The organism is Methylobacterium sp. J-070 (genome assembly GCF_022829385.1).
In the GTDB taxonomy this organism is placed as follows: domain Bacteria; phylum Pseudomonadota; class Alphaproteobacteria; order Rhizobiales; family Beijerinckiaceae; genus Methylobacterium.
This window is the reverse complement of sequence record NZ_JAKSXX010000208.1, coordinates 97,338-111,874: the sequence shown is the minus strand read 5'-3', so window position 1 is coordinate 111,874 and position 14,537 is coordinate 97,338. Positions and strand designations below refer to the sequence as shown.

Sequence of the window (14,537 nt, the reverse complement as noted above, 5' to 3'; positions counted from 1 at the left end):
GCTTCTCGACCCAGTACAGGGCCATCCGCCTCGCCCATGGCCGTCGCCTGCTGCGCCAGAGCCCGCTCAGGATCGGGGAGGTCGCCACGGCCTGCGGCTTCTCGAGCGCGGCCCATTTCGCGCGCAGCTACCGGTCTCAGTTCGGCTGCAGCCCATCCTCGGAGCGTTGAAACACGCCGGAACAATACCCCCGGACTTCATCGCGGGGGCGGTCGGGACATCGGGCGCCGGAAGCGTCGCCCCGGGTTGGAGAGAGGTCGAGCCTTTCGAAAACTGCTATTCTCCGTTGCCTAATATAGATTAGGGCCGGAATAAAATTAACAAATAGATGGAAGATTATCAAATCATTTTTGCTTCGACGGGTCGAGCACTTGGAAACCGCTATTCCGCGTCCGGCCAGTATCGGCTGTTTCGCATCAGCACGAAACGCCCATCATGGACGCGAGGCTGGGTCGCTCAAAGTCTCCGCACGCCGTCAAGGGTAGGATCAGCCAGCGACCATGGGCTGCTCGATGGCCAGCCGCTGAAAGATCGCGATCGATCGCTCGAGCTGCTCCAGAGCGATGAACTCCTCCGGCTTGTGCGCCTGCTCCATCGAGCCCGGGCCGAGGATGAGCGTCGGCGCCACCGTGGCGAATTGTGAGGCGTCGCTTCCGAAAGCTCCGACATCGGGCGAAGCTGCGGTGACGGCTGCGGCCCGCTGTACGAACGGATGATCGACCGGCAGCTCGGGCGGCGTGCCCACTTGACGAACGACGAGGTCCAGGCCGTTACGGCGTGCGGCCGCCTCGACGCTCTCGATCACCCATGCCGGATCGATCGCCTTCGAGTAGCGGAACTTCATCCGGCAGGTCGCCAGCGGGGCTGTGATGTTGGTCGCTGTGCCGTGGTTGTCGACGATGATGTTGAGATCGCACCAGGGCGGTACGTAGCTCGGATCCTGGAGCCGGGTCTCGGTGCGCAGGGCGAGATGGAGATCTCGCATCTCCGACAGGAACGGGATCAGGGCGATGTTGGCGTTCAACCCGTTCGCGGTCGAGGAATGGGCCTGGACGCCGCGTGCGGTGGCGGTGAACTGGACGTCGGAGCGGTGCCCGCGCAGGGGGCGCAGATCCGTCGGCTCGACGACGAGGATGCCGGCCGGCGGGTGAGCCTTGAGCATCCGGCTCTCGGAGACGATGCGGCGCGCGCCCGCCTTGGTGGTCTCCTCGTCGCAGGTCAGCAGCAGCATCGTGGCGCGATCGGCGGGCAGGCTGCGGACGGCGACGATGGCCGCGGCCATCGGCCCCTTCATGTCGCAGCTCCCGAGGCCGTAGAGCCGCTCGTCCTCGACTGCGGGCCGGAACGGATCGCGCGTCCAGCCCACCGGCGGCACCGTGTCCATGTGCGCCGAGAGGGCGAGACAGCCACCCGCCTGCCCGCGCAGGGCGACCAGCGCGGTTTTCCCGACGCCGTCCGAATCCGTGAAGTCCAGGCGCTCGATCGCGAAGCCCGGCAGCGCGCTTACGACACATTCGGCGAGCGCGCGGTTGCTGCGGCTGCTGCGCGTGTCGAGGGCGATCAATTGTGCGGCGAGGGCGATGATTTCTGAGAGTGGCGACGACATCGCGCGATCCTAGATGGAGAGGGCGTCGGGATCACCACCACGTCGCAGTTCCGCTTTGAGGACCCAAGCCGATACGCCGCAGGGTCGCTCCTCCGCTTCATGGCGCCGCGAGCGCGGCGTAGACCATCGCGCGGGTCAGCGTGCGGTAGTGCTGGCGCTGCGCGGCCGAGGCGGTCTGCATCATCAGGAGCGCGAAGAAGCCCGCCGCCGGATCAACCCAGAAATAGGTGCCGCCCACGCCGCTCCAGAACCAGTCGCCGACGCTGCCCGGGAACGGCGCCTCGCCCGCCGCGAGCCGGACCGCGACCCCGAGGCCGAAGCCGTAGCCGGGTCCCGGCGGGTAGTAGGCGCCCTTCGCGATCGCCGTCCCGAGATGGTCGGCAGTCATGAGGCGCACGGTCGCCGGCGCGAGGAGGCGCGCGCCCGCGAGGCTGCCGCCGTTCAGCATCATGCGCAGGAAGGCGGCATAGTCCGCCACGGTCGAGACGAGGCCGCCGTTGCCGCGCTGGCCACGCCGGGGCAGCGTCGGATCGTGGAAGGCCGGCCGCTGCCCGGGCCCCTGTGGCAGGGGCTGCGCCACCCGCCCCGCCACCTCGGCCGGGATCCGGAAGCGGGTCTCGGCCATGCCGAGCGGCCCGAGGAGACCGTCGTCGAGGACCCGCTGCAGGTCCGCTCCGCCCGCCACCTCGAGGACGCGGCCGAGCACGTCCGTGGCGTGCGAGTAGTGCCAGACCGTGCCGGGCTCGTGCTCCAGCGGCAGGCGCGCGATCCGCCCGGCGAAGGCCTCGTTGTCGAGATCCTCGGTGAGCAGGCCGTCGGCCTCGTAGGCCCGGCGCGTCGGCCCGTCGCCAAGATAGCCGTAGGCGATCCCGGCCGTGTGCCGCAGCAGGTCCTGGATGGTCGGCGCCGCGGCGGCCGGCACACGGGTCTCGCCCGGACCCAGCCGGGCGAGGTGCGCGAAGGCGGGGATGAAATCGGCGACCGGCTGGTCGAGGCGGAGGTCGCCTTGCTCGGCGAGGACGAGGGTGGCCACCGACACCACGACCTTGGTCATGGAGTAGATGCGCCAGACCGCGTCCGGCTTGAGGGAATCACCGGCGACGCTGTCGCGGAAGCCGACGGTCCGCCGCCAGATCTCGCCGCCCGTGCCGCCGATGAGCAGGTCCGCGCCCGGGATGGCGCCCGCGGCGGTATCGGCTTCCAGCCGGGCGCCGAGGCGATCGAGGAGCGGGAGCGAGAAGGTCGGGCCGTTGCGCATGGGAGCGGTATAGAGCGCCCGGCCGCGGCGCCGAACAGACGCGGCGGGATGCCATCGTCGCCGATACCCACGCCTGCCGCCGGGCCCGGGTGCCGATTGGCTCCTAAAAGTCCTTGACGTCTTACAGGCGTCATCCAAGCGGCCGGATCCTCGGGACCATCGAAAAAGTCTGAATCGCTGCGATGTTTGATTTCGGGTACTATTTCAGTATCAGTTATAACATAGTTTTCAGTGTTCGATAATTTAATCAAAGTATCCTGTATAAATCACGAGCGGCGGAAATAGATGTAGCACAAAAACGACTTCCAAGAACCAAATTTAAGCCGAGCCTTTTGAGGATATGAGACCTGGTCATAGGCGCCGTGCACAACCCGGATCGGCGACGTCCAGTGCCGTCATTTGCTCACACATCGGTGCCAGGCGTGCCGGAACGACAGTGTTGCGCTCGGTTGGAAGGGATCGCAGCTGACTTATCGCGACGGCCCGGTGCAGAACGGTGTATCGGCGCATTGCCTCAGGCGGCGTCGAAGGCGGGACTGCCGTAGGGATAGTAGTCGCCGAGCCTGAGGTTCTCGTAGGCGAGAGCGTCGAGATGCACCGTACCCAGGAACGGCTCGGGCGGCTCGACAAGCAGGATCGTCCGCGCGTAGCCCGAATCGTCGAAGCCCCGGCGGAAATGGACCCGGGACTTGATCGCGACCACGTCGAAATCCGCCGCGTCCAAGCCGAGGGTCCAGAGCTCCGATGGCTCCATGATCTGGACGAGGTACGGGCTGAGCACCAGCACGTTGCCCTGTCCGAAGCCGACGCACAGCCAGACGTCACCGCTGCCGCGGCCGGCCGTAGCCTCGGCGACGGAGAGCACCGTCCCGGTGACGCGGACCGGGCTTCCGGCGGACGGATCGTCCTCGCCCTCGACCGGTCCGCCCACGGCCTCGTCGAACGCGTCGCCGGCCTTCACGCCGCCGGCGAGCAGCCGGCGCAGGACCTCGGGGGCGGCGACCGTGCCGACGAGCGTGCGCGCCAGATCCTGCGCCAGCACCTCCGCCAGGAGCCACGTCGCCCGGCCGGAGCGATCGCTGTAGTCGGCGAGCACCACCGGCGCGGCGCCCTCCCGCACGGCTTGCGCCGCCCGGGCGACCCCGTCGCGCATCGGGTGGATGGCGACGCTCGACACCAGGGCCTCCCGATGCCGCCAGGTCCAAGACGCCATGTCCCGGGCGACCCGGTCGGCGAGATCGGGATCGCCGTTGGTCAGGACCTGGATCGCCATCCCGGCATCGGGCACGTCCGACCACGGGAAGCCGAAGAACACGTTGACGAAGACGTCGGGCTCCCGGGCTTCCCAGACCAGCGCCCGCTGCACGAGGTCGGACCAGGGCGGGGCGCCCGTCCACATCACGACCGTCGGCGCGATGACCGGCACGGAGATCGTCCGGTGCGCCGGCCGGAAGCCGCCGCGGATGGTCCGCACCAGCATGCGCGCCGCGCGCTGCCCCTGCAGATGCATGTCGTAATGCGGGAAGTACTTCACCGCGAAGGCCATGTCGGCGTGGCGCAGGAACTCCGCGTCCTCGTTGCCATGCGGGTCGAAGGTCGCCGTCATGGGAATGCCCGACCCGACGACCTCCCGCACCCGCCGGGCGATCTCCGCCTCGGGGCGCGGTACCCCGCGCACGCCCATGGCCCCGTGCAGCGCGAGGTAGATTCCGTCAAAGGCCGTCTCTGCCCGCAGCTCCGACAGCATCACGCCCAGGAAACGCTCGAACGCCTCGCGCGTCACCCAGCCGGAACCGATCCCGGTGCGCGGCCAGAGCGGCGACGTGATCCCGACCAGGTCGACCCCTTCGTATTCCCGCGCGACCTGGACGAAGCCGCCCATGTAGCCCTTGGGATCGGTGGCGAGAAGCGCCTCACCGCCCGTAGGCGAGCCCGGATAGACGAAATCCTCCAGGGTCGTGTCGTTCGGCAGGAACGTCACGGTCTCGTGGGTGAACTGGAGCACGGCGATGCGCATCCCCGTGGGTCTCCTCAAGCCGGTCTGACGTCGTAGAATTGCGGGAATCCGCTGCGCACGCCGGCCAGCCCGCGATAGGCCGTGGCCTCGTAGTAGGCGCCGAGCGGCAGGTAGGGCACGTCGACGAAGAACTGTCGCTGGATCTCGGCACAGATCGCCTTCTGCGCCGCGAGGTCGGGCGCGGCGAACCACTGCGCCCGCAACTCCTCGAGCCGCGGGGCGCGGGGCCAGCCGAACCAGGCCTGGTCGCCGTTGCCGCGGATGCCCAGCTGGGCCGCGGGATCGAAATTGTTCGTGCCGTTGAGGTAGGTGACGAACGTGTTCCAGCCGCCCTTGTCCGGAGGCTGGCGACTCGACCGGCGCTGGACCAGCGTGCCCCAGTCCATCGCGACGAGGTCGACGGCGAGCCCGCACTTCTGAAACGCCTCGGCCGCCACCAGCGCCAGCGGATGCGTGGCCGGGTAATCGGTGGGATCGAGCATGACCACGCGCTCGCCGCGGTAGCCGGCCTGCTCCAGGGCGCGCTTCACCGCGGCGAAGTCCCGGGCGCCCACCAGCGCGTCCGTGCCCTCGCGCGTCGCCATCGGCGCGTCGGGACTGAACACGCCGACGTGGTCCTTCCACAAGGACCGCTCGTCGCCCGCGACCGCGCTCATGAACTCCGTCTGGTCGATGGCACCCAGCAGCGCCCGGCGGATTGCCGGATTGTCGAAGGGCGGGTGCAGGTGGTTGAAGCGCAGGCAGCCGACGCCGCCGGCAGGATCGAGCACCTCCAGCTTCAGGGCCGCGTTGCCCTTAAGCAGCCCCTGCAGGTCAGGCGTCGGATTCTGCCACCAGTCGACCTCCCCGGCGGCGAGCGCACTCGCGGCGGTGGAGGCGTCGGGAACGATCCGCCACTCGATGCGGTCGAAATGCACCCGCTTCGGGCCGGCGGTGAAGCTCGCCGTCCCGTCGCGACGGGGCACGTAGCCGTCGAAGCGCTCGTAGACGGTGAGCGCCCCCGGGACCCGCTCGTCCGCCTTGAAGCGGAAGGGGCCGGAGCCGACCATTTCGGTGACCTGCGTGTTTGCGTCGGTCTTCGCCAGGCGCTCCGGCATGATGCAGGGCATCGAGGTGCCGGTCTTGCCCAGGGCTGCGGGCAGGAGTGGGAAGGGACGCTTGAGCCGAAACAGCACGACGCGGTCGGAGGCCGCGGTGAGTTCGTCCGTTGCGTCCATCAGCGCCCTGGCGAAGGCATCGCGCGCGGCGAACCGGCGGATGCTCGCCACCACGTCCCGAGCCAGCACCGGTTCGCCGTCATGGAAGCGCAGATCCTCGCGCAAGGTCAGGTGCCAGAGCCGTCCGTCCGCCTCGACCGTGTGCCCCTCCACCATCTGCGGCTCGAAGTCGTAGCGCGCGGTCTGGCCGTAGAGGGTGTCGAAGAGGAGGTAGCCGTGGTTGCGCGTCACCGTCGCCGTCGTCCAGATCGGGTCGATCACCGCGACGTCGCTCTCGGGGACGAAGCGCAGGACCTTGGCGGGTTTCGCGACGGCGGGCCGCGCGAGGGAGGCCGCTGCCAAGGCTCCGAGAACATCGCGGCGCCTCATGCGCGGTCGATCATGCTTGGCGTCATCATCGATCACCTCGTTCCGTGCCGCATAGTGGTCGTGGGGCAGCGGCGAGGCAACTCAGGCGGTCCACTCCGCTAACGCGAGGTCAGCGGCCGGAAGGAGGTCGAAGGAGACACGGCTCGGCGGCCCTCGACCCGACCCGAGATCCGAGGCCGCCCCCGTGTTGATCACGACGAACGCCCGTCTTCGCTCGTGGAGCGAACCGGTCTCCAATTTCACGTCAGCCCAGCGCGCGGAGGGCCGCTACCTGACGGCGGGAACGGCGTGCTCCGCGGTTTTCAGGGAGATACGACAGAGGGCGTCTTCGGGAGCGGCAAACCGACAGGTTTCCCTTAAGTCACAGGCCCGGCAAAAAAATTTCCGCCGAACAGCCGGAGCATCCTTTCACCGGGAAAGCCTGCTGTATCGGCGGCGCGAGCATGATTGACCGGCGTATCCCGGGCGCGGGCCTCGCGTTCGAGCCGGTGATCCGGAGGCCGCTCAGCGGGCTCGGCGGGTCGCCTTGGCCAGAAACGCCTCGACGCCGCGCCTGTACTCGTCGCTCTCCGCGAAGCCGTACACCTCCATTCGCTCGGCGGACGTCACGGGGGCCGCATCCCGCATCAGCCGCCTGATCTGGCGCTTGTGCGATCGGGCGGCCAGGATGCCGCTCGCACAGATGTTCTCGACCGTCTCGGCGATGGCGGCCTCGAAATCCTCCGCCTCGACGACCCTGGTGACTAAGCCCTTCTCGCGGGCGGTCCGGGCGTCGAACAGCCGCCCCTCGATCAACAACTCCGCGGAAACGGACGGCCCGACGAGGCGGAACAGCCCTTCCGTCTCACCCAGCGCCAGCGGGAAACCCATGCGTCCGACCGGCGCCCCGAAGCGGGCCCCCTGGATCGCGGCGACAATGGGCACGGGACAGTCGGCAATCGCGTTTAATCTATAGGTCCTGGGTTCGGGTCCCAGCGCGCTCAACACAGCTTCAACCCTCTCGGTCGATGGCGTGGCAGGTATTTCCATTGCTCGGACGATGCGCCGTGAGCTCCGCAATACGCTCGCCCGGGACCGGGGCCACCACAGACACGCCATCGATCCTCCCGCGATGATGGCTCGCCCCTCCGCCGGATATCGCGGCCGCGGCTCGGCGACCGTGTCGGGTTGCGCGGCGCGCTTCCACGCAGACGCGTACCCGGAGGGTGAGCTATCCACGAGCGCCTGTTGAGCCATGAGGGGACGATCGCGCGGAAGCGGTTACCCGGCGCTAACGGCGCGCGCGCATCATGCGCCCGGGCCCGGTGCGTGACGGGCCGGAGTGGTGAGAGCGGGCGCTCCCCATCGTCCCCGTGCGCAGACGGGGCCGAGCCGAGCGGACGTCCGCGCTGAGGAGACGTCTCATGACAGACCCGAACGAACCGCATCTGTCGGAGGAGGAACTCGACCGTCTGGCCCGGAAGCTGTTCGCCGAGGTCCGGGCCGAGAGCCCCGAGGCGAAAGCCGGCAAGGCCCTCGAGACGGCGGGGGCGGTGGCCGGGGAGGTGATCCCGGGATTGCCGGACTGGCTTCTGGAAACGGGCGACGATGCCGGCGCGGGTGAATCCGACGACTGACCGTGCCGGCGTCCTAGGCCCGGCCGAAGCGGCGCACCACCGACGGTGTCTGCGCGGACGGCCTCACCCGCACCCGGACCGCCTGAGGCCCGCGCCCGAACAGCAGGGCGACACCGACCAGCGCGGCCGACCCGGCAAGGGCTACGAGCGCGCACCACCAGAACACGATGTCGAGCATGGCTGGACCGGTGCTCCCCTGAAAAAGACGATGCTTGTGGGCGCACGGTAAACGCATCGTTAAAGCGCCATCTCGCGGACGCGGCGAGCCGCATGCGCGGCCCCGGCCGCCTCCCGCCCAGGTGTTCGCTCGGATCGCCCGTCGGGACAGGTCCCGGCCGCGAGACCCGCGACGACCGCCGCGAAACCTGCATCGCCGACAGAGCGAGCGACAGGCCGGGCCTTTGCGAGGACGGGGGCCCGGCATACCCCATTCGCCCGGCCCGCGGCGGTGTCCGACGCTTGTCCGGTCGCTGCCGCGATGGCCCGCGCCTCTCTCCAAAACGTTGACGCAAGCGCAGTGCGTTAACGCAATCTTAACCATCCGCGCGACGGTAATTGAACGCTCAACCATTCAACGTTGAGTAGCGGATGGCTGGGGCGCGCCGGTACGGCTCCCGGACCAGCCTGGATCGGTGGGCGGGAAGGCCGCCCGAGGATCGGAGGAGGACGAAATGGCGGCGGGAGCCTCGGTCGATCTGACCGTCGAGCCGTGGGCAGGAGACCGGCGCAGCATCGCGCCACCGCTTCTTCTCGCCGTCGGCTGGATCGGCCTGTTTGCCTACTGCGCCGCCTACCTCACCGAGGACATGCCGTTCAGACGGCCGTCGCTCCAGATGATCGGGGAACCGCTCATCGATCAGACCGGGGATCTGCCGCGCCCGCTGATCGCGGTGGCCGCGCCGGAACCGCCCGCCGCAGCGGCACCCGCCGCCCTGTCGCCGCCGCCACCGGCGGCCCAGATCGCTCAACCCCAGACGGCCCAGACCCCGATGGCGCCGGCCACGCCGCGCCCGGTCGCGGGCGCCGACTACGTCGGCACCTGGGGACCCACAGCGGATGCCTGCGGCGCGCCCGCACGCCGCCACGGCTTGTTCCAGGCCACCATCACGCCCGATCGCGCCAAGGCCGGCGACACCGTCTGCAGCTTCCGCGACACGCATCGCACCGGCAACGCCTGGGCGATGGCTGCCGATTGCAGCGACCGGGACCGCCGCTGGTCCTCGCATGTGCGCCTCGTGGTCGACGGCGACCGCCTGACTTGGTCGAGCGCCTGGGGCACCTCAGCCTATGTCCGCTGCAACCGTCGTTCCGGCTGACCGATCTCGACGTCGGGGCGCTTCCCCGCGCATCCCGCAGCCGTGCGCCGGTCCGGGGGGCGCCTGTCCCGCGCGCTCGCACTTCCGTGCTGCAGCCGGTCCCGATCGTGTCGCACCAGTCCAGCAAACGGACATGGCCGGTCCGTAAGTGGCGCGACACGCTCCCTCTGCCGCGCGGGCGGAGACCCGCGCCCGCCTCGGCATGGGCGCAGCCGACGATCCCGTTGCGACCCAATCGGATGCGGCCCTAGCGAAGACCCTGCGGCACGCGCTCGAACGGGAGGGTCATGACCGACACCATGAACGGGCAGTCGTTCGCGGGCGATCCGTGCTCGTAGCGCGGGCGTGGCGCGCGACCGCACCGTGTGTCGCGGGTTCGGAGCACCAGGCGCTGGACCGCCAGGCCGAGCACCTCCTCGTAGGTGGTCCCGTCCGCCTCGCCCGAGGGTTCCGCGGCGCACAGTCTGGCGAATTCGGTGCGAAGATCGACGTTGGGCATGGGCTTACCCTGAGACGGTTCGGAGCCCAGGGGAGCGCGCCCTCGTTAACAAAAGGTTAAGGCCGGGCGTGGCTCGAGCCCGGTCCGGGCGGGGCCTACCGGAGCCAGCGTCCGAGGCGTTCCCGCAGGGGCAGCCGGACGGCCCGCCGCGCCCGCGCCTCCGCGAAGGCGTCGATGCGGATCCGGTCCGTGGGGACCTGGCGCAGGAAGCGCTCGGCGATCTCGAAGATCAACACGTCCGGACGTACCGCCTCGACGTAGGCCCAGTCGATATTGGCCGACCAGATCGCGTGCACCTCGCTGAACGTCTCCGCGAGCATGGCCGTGAGGCGCGCGCCAGGGCTGTAGATGTAGGAATCCCCGAAGAGGACGAGCCGGCGCGGGTCGGGGGCGCGGTGGTTCCTGAGCACCACGCGCGACCCGACGAACAGCCCCCGCGGCCTGACGGCCCGCCCGGCCTCGCGGACGTGCACCAGCGCATTCGCATCGACCCGCTCCGCGTTGCGCGGGAAATCGTAGGCGACATACGTTTCGTCCACCGCAGGGTCGAGCTTCTCGCCGAGGTCGAAGGTGAAGCGCTCCTGGGCTCGCGTGCCCGCGAAGACGTGCTCGGCCACCGGGGCGGCCAGGGCCTCGCAGAGGGCGCGGTAGGCGGTGAGGTAGCCGCGATACGTCCAGTGGGTGTCCGTCCGCAGATAGACCGGCTCGTCGGCGCGGGCGGCCAGGAGCGGGGTCAGCAGGTCGACCATCGGGGCCGCGCTGCGTCCGGCCAGGAGGCGGGCGAGCCGGACACCGGGCGGATCGTCGAGCCCGGGAAACGGACGGCCGAGCAGGTCCGGGTAGACCGCAAGCTTGTCGGGCACCACCGTGTGCACGTGGGTGATCCCGAGCTGGTCCAGGCGACGCGCCCGCCGGTCGATCCGCGCCGCCCAGCGCTCCAGCACGCGGCGCGACAGCGCGGTGTCGCCGTAGAAAGTCTCCACCTCCCGGGCCCGTCCGATCCAGTACAGCCAGCCCTCGCGCCCGACGGCCACGCCGTTCCCGCTCTTCATGTCGCGTCCGCATCTCCCGTCGGCTCCGCGACGTTCCGCGCGCGGGGCCGGTCATGGGCCTCGCCGGATCCGGGCGGGATTGCAAGGCCGCGCGCCCATCGGCCCTGCCGACGCGGGCGCCGGCGCCATTTTTTCGCCCGCGCCGCCGCCAGCGGTGAAACCTTACCGGTGTTCGGCGGGTACTCCGCCTGGGCGCATGATCCCGCGCGACGTTCGGAGAGGCGGCGGTCGATGTCTCCGCTCATGACCTTCATCGGCTGTCTCCTCGTGCTCGGAGGATTCGCAGCCGAGAAATGTGCCGAGCGCCGCTGGCTTGCCGCCGGTCGGCCCGCGCCCCTCGACGCCCTGGCAGTCCTGGCACTGGCGCTTCCCGCCGCCGGCCTCACGCTGATGGCGGCGCTGGCGACGTGAGCCCGGGGCCGCAGCCCCTCACTCCGCCTGCGAACAGAACACCACGCCGGCCGTCCGGTCCTTGAGCCAGACGAGCTTAACGGCGTAGCGCATCTCCGGGTTGGCCAGCACGAGATCGAAGACGGTCTCCAGCATCAGTGCGTGCGAGCCGAGGAATTCCAGCATCGCGCCCCGGTCGGAGATGTTCTTGACCTGACAGGGGAATCGCGTCCCGTTCGGGTGCTGCGCGAAGGCCAGCAAGGCCGTCGGCTTCCGCTCGGCCGCGCGTCGCTCCACGATTGCGCCGCTATGCCTGCCGCTATGGGACATGGCCGAAGTTCCTGACCCAGTCGGCCGACCTGGCGCGATGTCGATCAAAATGCGCCGAAATTGCTAATACTTATTTTAGAATTGAACATCCGCCCCAATATTCTGTTGGCGCGATCACATCGGCGCCTCCAGGTGCACCCGATGCGCGTCTTGCCGAAGGCCCGGGAGTTTCGGCGGCCATCGTCTTCGGCTGATCTTGGCGCGGTCGCCCCAAGCTGCGCTGAGCACGGGGCCGTCCAGCAGCTGCGCCTGTTAGACGCCGGAAGCGACCGAGGACGACCCTCTCGGCTCGCGATCGGCGCCGGGATCGGCGGTGTCTCCAGCGTCGGATCCTGCAGTCGCCGGCGCCGGGGCCGGACCTATCTGGTCGCTCGGATGATTGGAGACGACCATGCGCACCGGCCCGAATCTGACGCGTCCGCCCGTCCTGCTGCTGGCGCTCGCACCGGGCTTCCTGTCTGCCCTGCCGCACGCCGCAGTCGCGGAGAGTGCCGCGCAGCCGCAGGTCGAGGCGCCGGCCCCGGCTTGGCCACCGAACTTCTCCCGCAGCGTCCAGGGCAGCGGCCTGCCGGGCGTCGACGGCGGCCACGTCTTCCTGTGGAACCGGCCGCAGGGCTTCGATCCCGCCTCTACCCTGCGGGTCGACCGGCACGTGCCGGAGGGTTCGGGCACGGCGACCCACACCTACAAGGCGCTCTGGGCGCTGGGGTCGAGCGGGCCGCACAATGCCGGCTACGAATGGACGATCACCGGCGAGCTGCACAACCGAGCCCTCGCCACCACCGGAGCGCAGAACGTCGCCGTGAACGGCACGGTCTTCAAGGAGGCTAACGGGCTCGGTCCGGTCGGACCGTCCTGGGCGGGCAACTTCAACTGCGTGGACACGACCGACGAAGCCGATCCGGTCGCATCCTGTATCGGCGCCGAGGTCGACGTCTCGGCGCAATCGCCGACCACGGACGGCAACCGCCAGCGGGTCGGGCTGCAGATCTCCACGGGCGGCGTTCCGGGTGCCCATACCGGCTACGGCATCCTGATGGGCAACCTCACCGGCTCGGTCACGGACCGGGGCTTTTCGTTCCAGGGCGAGGGCGTCTACGGCATCGGGATCGATGCCGCGGCGGCGCGCTTTACCGGCGTGCCGCTGCTGCTGGCGGCCGGACAAGCGATCGGCCTCGACGGCACCCGACAGGGCGACTTCTCCCGAAGCCTCGGCTTCGACGGGCACGAGCTGGTCTACGGGACCGGGAGCGGCTCGGTCTTCCGGGTGAGTGATGGCGGCCATGTCGAGGCCGCGTCGGTGCGCGAGACTCGTCCGCGGCCGCCGCTGAGCAGCCGGGAGCCGTGCGTTCCCGGCGATCACGCCTGGGACGCGGCCTTCGAGTACCGCTGCGTCGCACCGGACCAGTGGAAACGGGCGGCCCTAAGCGACTGGTAGGCGCAACCCCTCGCGCAGCGGGCGGCGGCAATCGGCGGCGTCTGCGGAGTGATCGGACCCGGGCGTGCGCTCCGAGACCGCTAACGGTCGAGGATGCGTACGACCACCCGGGTGGCGGGATCGACCACCACGACTTTGTCGCCGGGCGCCACGAAATAGCCGAACCGGCGCAGCCGGGGATTGGGCGCATCCGTGAACGGCGCCAGCTCCACGTCGGCCGGGACGATGCTGCCGGGCCGCAGCGGGATCGACCCGACAATCGGCCCAGGGCCGACCGGCCGGCGCACGATGAAGTCGCGCACGACCACGTCATCGTCGGGGCCGAAATCGTCGGGCCCGACGATGACGGCCTGTGCCAGGGCGGAGCCGGAGAACAGCGCGGCGAACCCGAGGGCTGCGGCGAGGCTTGCGCGTGTTGACATGTCGGGTTCCGTGGCGTCAGGGGCTGCCGGAAACACGGCCGCTGCCGGATCGGTTCCCGGGCCCCCCGCTCAGCGCCCGACCTGGGCGGCCTCGGTCTGGGCCACCGGCGACCAGCGGGTGATCTGCACGTACCCGTCCAGTGCAGCGATCACGACGTGCCGGCGATGCCGATGCACGATGGCGCCAAGACTGTGCTGGTGGGCCTCCTTCCACCCATGGGCCTCCGCCACGAAGACGCGGGCCTCGCCCAGGCGCGCGATGGTCTCGACGGTGCCGAAGGCGCGGACCCGCCGCAGGATCGACTCGACGTCCTGCCGGAAGTCGAGGGTCCGGTCGGCGTCGGTGGCGCGGGCCCAGTAGGATCCGTCGCCCTGCGGCTCGGCGCGACGCCAGCGGCTCGGGAGATCGCGGCCGAGTGGCCCGACGGCGATGCGGCGGGACGCCATCTGGCACTTCGCCAGCAGCGTCTCGTGGCTCTCCAGCGGACTGAGCTCGAAGATGTCCTGGGCGAGGATGTGGCCGGTGTCGAAGCCGTCGGCGAGGACATGGGCCGTGACGCCCCAGGTCTCGTAGCGGTCGAGCACGGCACGGAACAGCGGGTATGGGCCGCGCCCGGTCGGAAGCGGGGAGGGGTGGATGTTGAGGCCGTAGGCGGCCCGGCCGCGCCAGCCCCGGACCAGCCAGGGGTAGCCCGCCACGACGAGGGCCCAGTCCTTGCCGTGCTCCGCCTGCAGGGCCTCGATGTCGCGCTCGCGGATCCGCGACAGCTGGATCGGCACGCGCAACGAACGGGCACGCGTGACGATCACCTCGTTGTGGTCGTAGATCCCGTCGCAGGGCCGGGTGAACAGCTTCACCGGCGTCCAGCCGGCCTCCAGCAGCCCCTCGAAGACGCCGCCCAGGAAGTCGATGCCGGCGAACGCGAACTTCATGCTTGCGAGCCTGCGACCTTGTGGACGTGGAGCGCGCGGGCCTGCCGCCTGCCCGGCGGAGCCACCGGCCTTAC

At 69.9% G+C, this 14,537-nt stretch carries 16 protein-coding genes; 5 read left to right on the top strand and 11 right to left on the bottom strand.

Annotated features, from left to right (window positions below; genetic code table 11):
- Nucleotides 1-170 (top strand): helix-turn-helix domain-containing protein (locus MKL01_RS22700; RefSeq protein ID WP_243907449.1); only part of this gene is annotated, 170 nt, incomplete at its 5' end.
- 317 nt (nucleotides 171-487) lie between these two features.
- On the opposite strand, the gene MKL01_RS22695 is transcribed toward MKL01_RS22700, so the two are convergent.
- From MKL01_RS22695 to MKL01_RS22675, 5 genes are all read right to left on the bottom strand, one after another.
- The gene (locus MKL01_RS22695; protein WP_243907444.1) at nucleotides 488-1,606 is read right to left on the bottom strand and encodes a M20/M25/M40 family metallo-hydrolase; all 1,119 of its coding nucleotides are present in this window, start codon (nucleotides 1,604-1,606) and stop codon (nucleotides 488-490) included.
- Nucleotides 1,607-1,703: 97 nt separating this feature from the next.
- The gene (locus tag MKL01_RS22690; protein WP_243907443.1) at nucleotides 1,704-2,864 is read right to left on the bottom strand and encodes a serine hydrolase domain-containing protein; all 1,161 of its coding nucleotides are present in this window, start codon (nucleotides 2,862-2,864) and stop codon (nucleotides 1,704-1,706) included.
- A gap of 514 nt (nucleotides 2,865-3,378) precedes the next feature.
- Nucleotides 3,379-4,881, bottom strand: coding sequence for a M81 family metallopeptidase (locus tag MKL01_RS22685; protein WP_243907442.1), 1,503 nt, complete (start codon nucleotides 4,879-4,881; stop codon nucleotides 3,379-3,381).
- 14 nt (nucleotides 4,882-4,895) lie between these two features.
- Nucleotides 4,896-6,467 (bottom strand): ABC transporter substrate-binding protein, encoded by a 1,572-nt coding sequence (locus MKL01_RS22680; RefSeq protein WP_243907441.1) that lies wholly within the window; start codon nucleotides 6,465-6,467, stop codon nucleotides 4,896-4,898.
- A 504-nt stretch (nucleotides 6,468-6,971) separates the two neighbouring features.
- Entirely contained in the window at nucleotides 6,972-7,391 is a 420-nt protein-coding gene (locus MKL01_RS22675) for an enoyl-CoA hydratase/isomerase family protein (protein WP_243907440.1), read from the bottom strand.
- A 479-nt stretch (nucleotides 7,392-7,870) separates the two neighbouring features.
- Between MKL01_RS22675 and MKL01_RS22670 the strand changes: the two genes are divergently transcribed.
- Nucleotides 7,871-8,083 (top strand): hypothetical protein, encoded by a 213-nt coding sequence (locus MKL01_RS22670; protein WP_243907439.1) that lies wholly within the window; start codon nucleotides 7,871-7,873, stop codon nucleotides 8,081-8,083.
- A 13-nt stretch (nucleotides 8,084-8,096) separates the two neighbouring features.
- On the opposite strand, the gene MKL01_RS22665 is transcribed toward MKL01_RS22670, so the two are convergent.
- Nucleotides 8,097-8,261: a hypothetical protein gene (locus tag MKL01_RS22665; RefSeq protein WP_243907438.1), complete on the bottom strand. Its 165-nt coding sequence runs from the start codon at nucleotides 8,259-8,261 to the stop codon at nucleotides 8,097-8,099.
- Between the two features lie 493 nt (nucleotides 8,262-8,754).
- Here MKL01_RS22665 and MKL01_RS22660 point away from each other — a divergent pair, with 493 nt between their 5' ends.
- Nucleotides 8,755-9,399, top strand: a complete 645-nt coding sequence (locus tag MKL01_RS22660) for a peptidase inhibitor family I36 protein (protein WP_243907437.1) — start codon at nucleotides 8,755-8,757, stop codon at nucleotides 9,397-9,399.
- 247 nt (nucleotides 9,400-9,646) lie between these two features.
- Here MKL01_RS22660 and MKL01_RS22655 read toward each other — a convergent pair whose 3' ends face one another.
- Together MKL01_RS22655 and MKL01_RS22650 are read right to left on the bottom strand one after the other, a co-directional pair.
- Nucleotides 9,647-9,898: a hypothetical protein gene (locus MKL01_RS22655; protein WP_243907436.1), complete on the bottom strand. Its 252-nt coding sequence runs from the start codon at nucleotides 9,896-9,898 to the stop codon at nucleotides 9,647-9,649.
- A 95-nt stretch (nucleotides 9,899-9,993) separates the two neighbouring features.
- Entirely contained in the window at nucleotides 9,994-10,950 is a 957-nt protein-coding gene (locus MKL01_RS22650) for an alginate O-acetyltransferase AlgX-related protein (protein ID WP_243907435.1), read from the bottom strand.
- Nucleotides 10,951-11,181: 231 nt separating this feature from the next.
- Here MKL01_RS22650 and MKL01_RS22645 point away from each other — a divergent pair, with 231 nt between their 5' ends.
- Entirely contained in the window at nucleotides 11,182-11,361 is a 180-nt protein-coding gene (locus MKL01_RS22645; protein WP_243907434.1) for a hypothetical protein, read from the top strand.
- Nucleotides 11,362-11,379: 18 nt separating this feature from the next.
- Here MKL01_RS22645 and MKL01_RS22640 read toward each other — a convergent pair whose 3' ends face one another.
- Entirely contained in the window at nucleotides 11,380-11,670 is a 291-nt protein-coding gene (locus MKL01_RS22640) for a PilZ domain-containing protein (RefSeq protein ID WP_243907433.1), read from the bottom strand.
- 391 nt (nucleotides 11,671-12,061) lie between these two features.
- On the opposite strand from MKL01_RS22640, the gene MKL01_RS22635 reads away from it, so the two are divergent.
- Nucleotides 12,062-13,108, top strand: coding sequence for a hypothetical protein (locus tag MKL01_RS22635; protein ID WP_243907432.1), 1,047 nt, complete (start codon nucleotides 12,062-12,064; stop codon nucleotides 13,106-13,108).
- Between the two features lie 80 nt (nucleotides 13,109-13,188).
- On the opposite strand, the gene MKL01_RS22630 is transcribed toward MKL01_RS22635, so the two are convergent.
- On the bottom strand, nucleotides 13,189-13,530 hold the full coding sequence (locus MKL01_RS22630; protein ID WP_243907431.1) for a hypothetical protein: 342 nt from the start codon (nucleotides 13,528-13,530) through the stop codon (nucleotides 13,189-13,191).
- A 69-nt stretch (nucleotides 13,531-13,599) separates the two neighbouring features.
- On the bottom strand, nucleotides 13,600-14,463 hold the full coding sequence (locus MKL01_RS22625) for a formyltransferase family protein (RefSeq protein WP_243907430.1): 864 nt from the start codon (nucleotides 14,461-14,463) through the stop codon (nucleotides 13,600-13,602).
- Nucleotides 14,464-14,537: the final 74 nt, after the last annotated feature.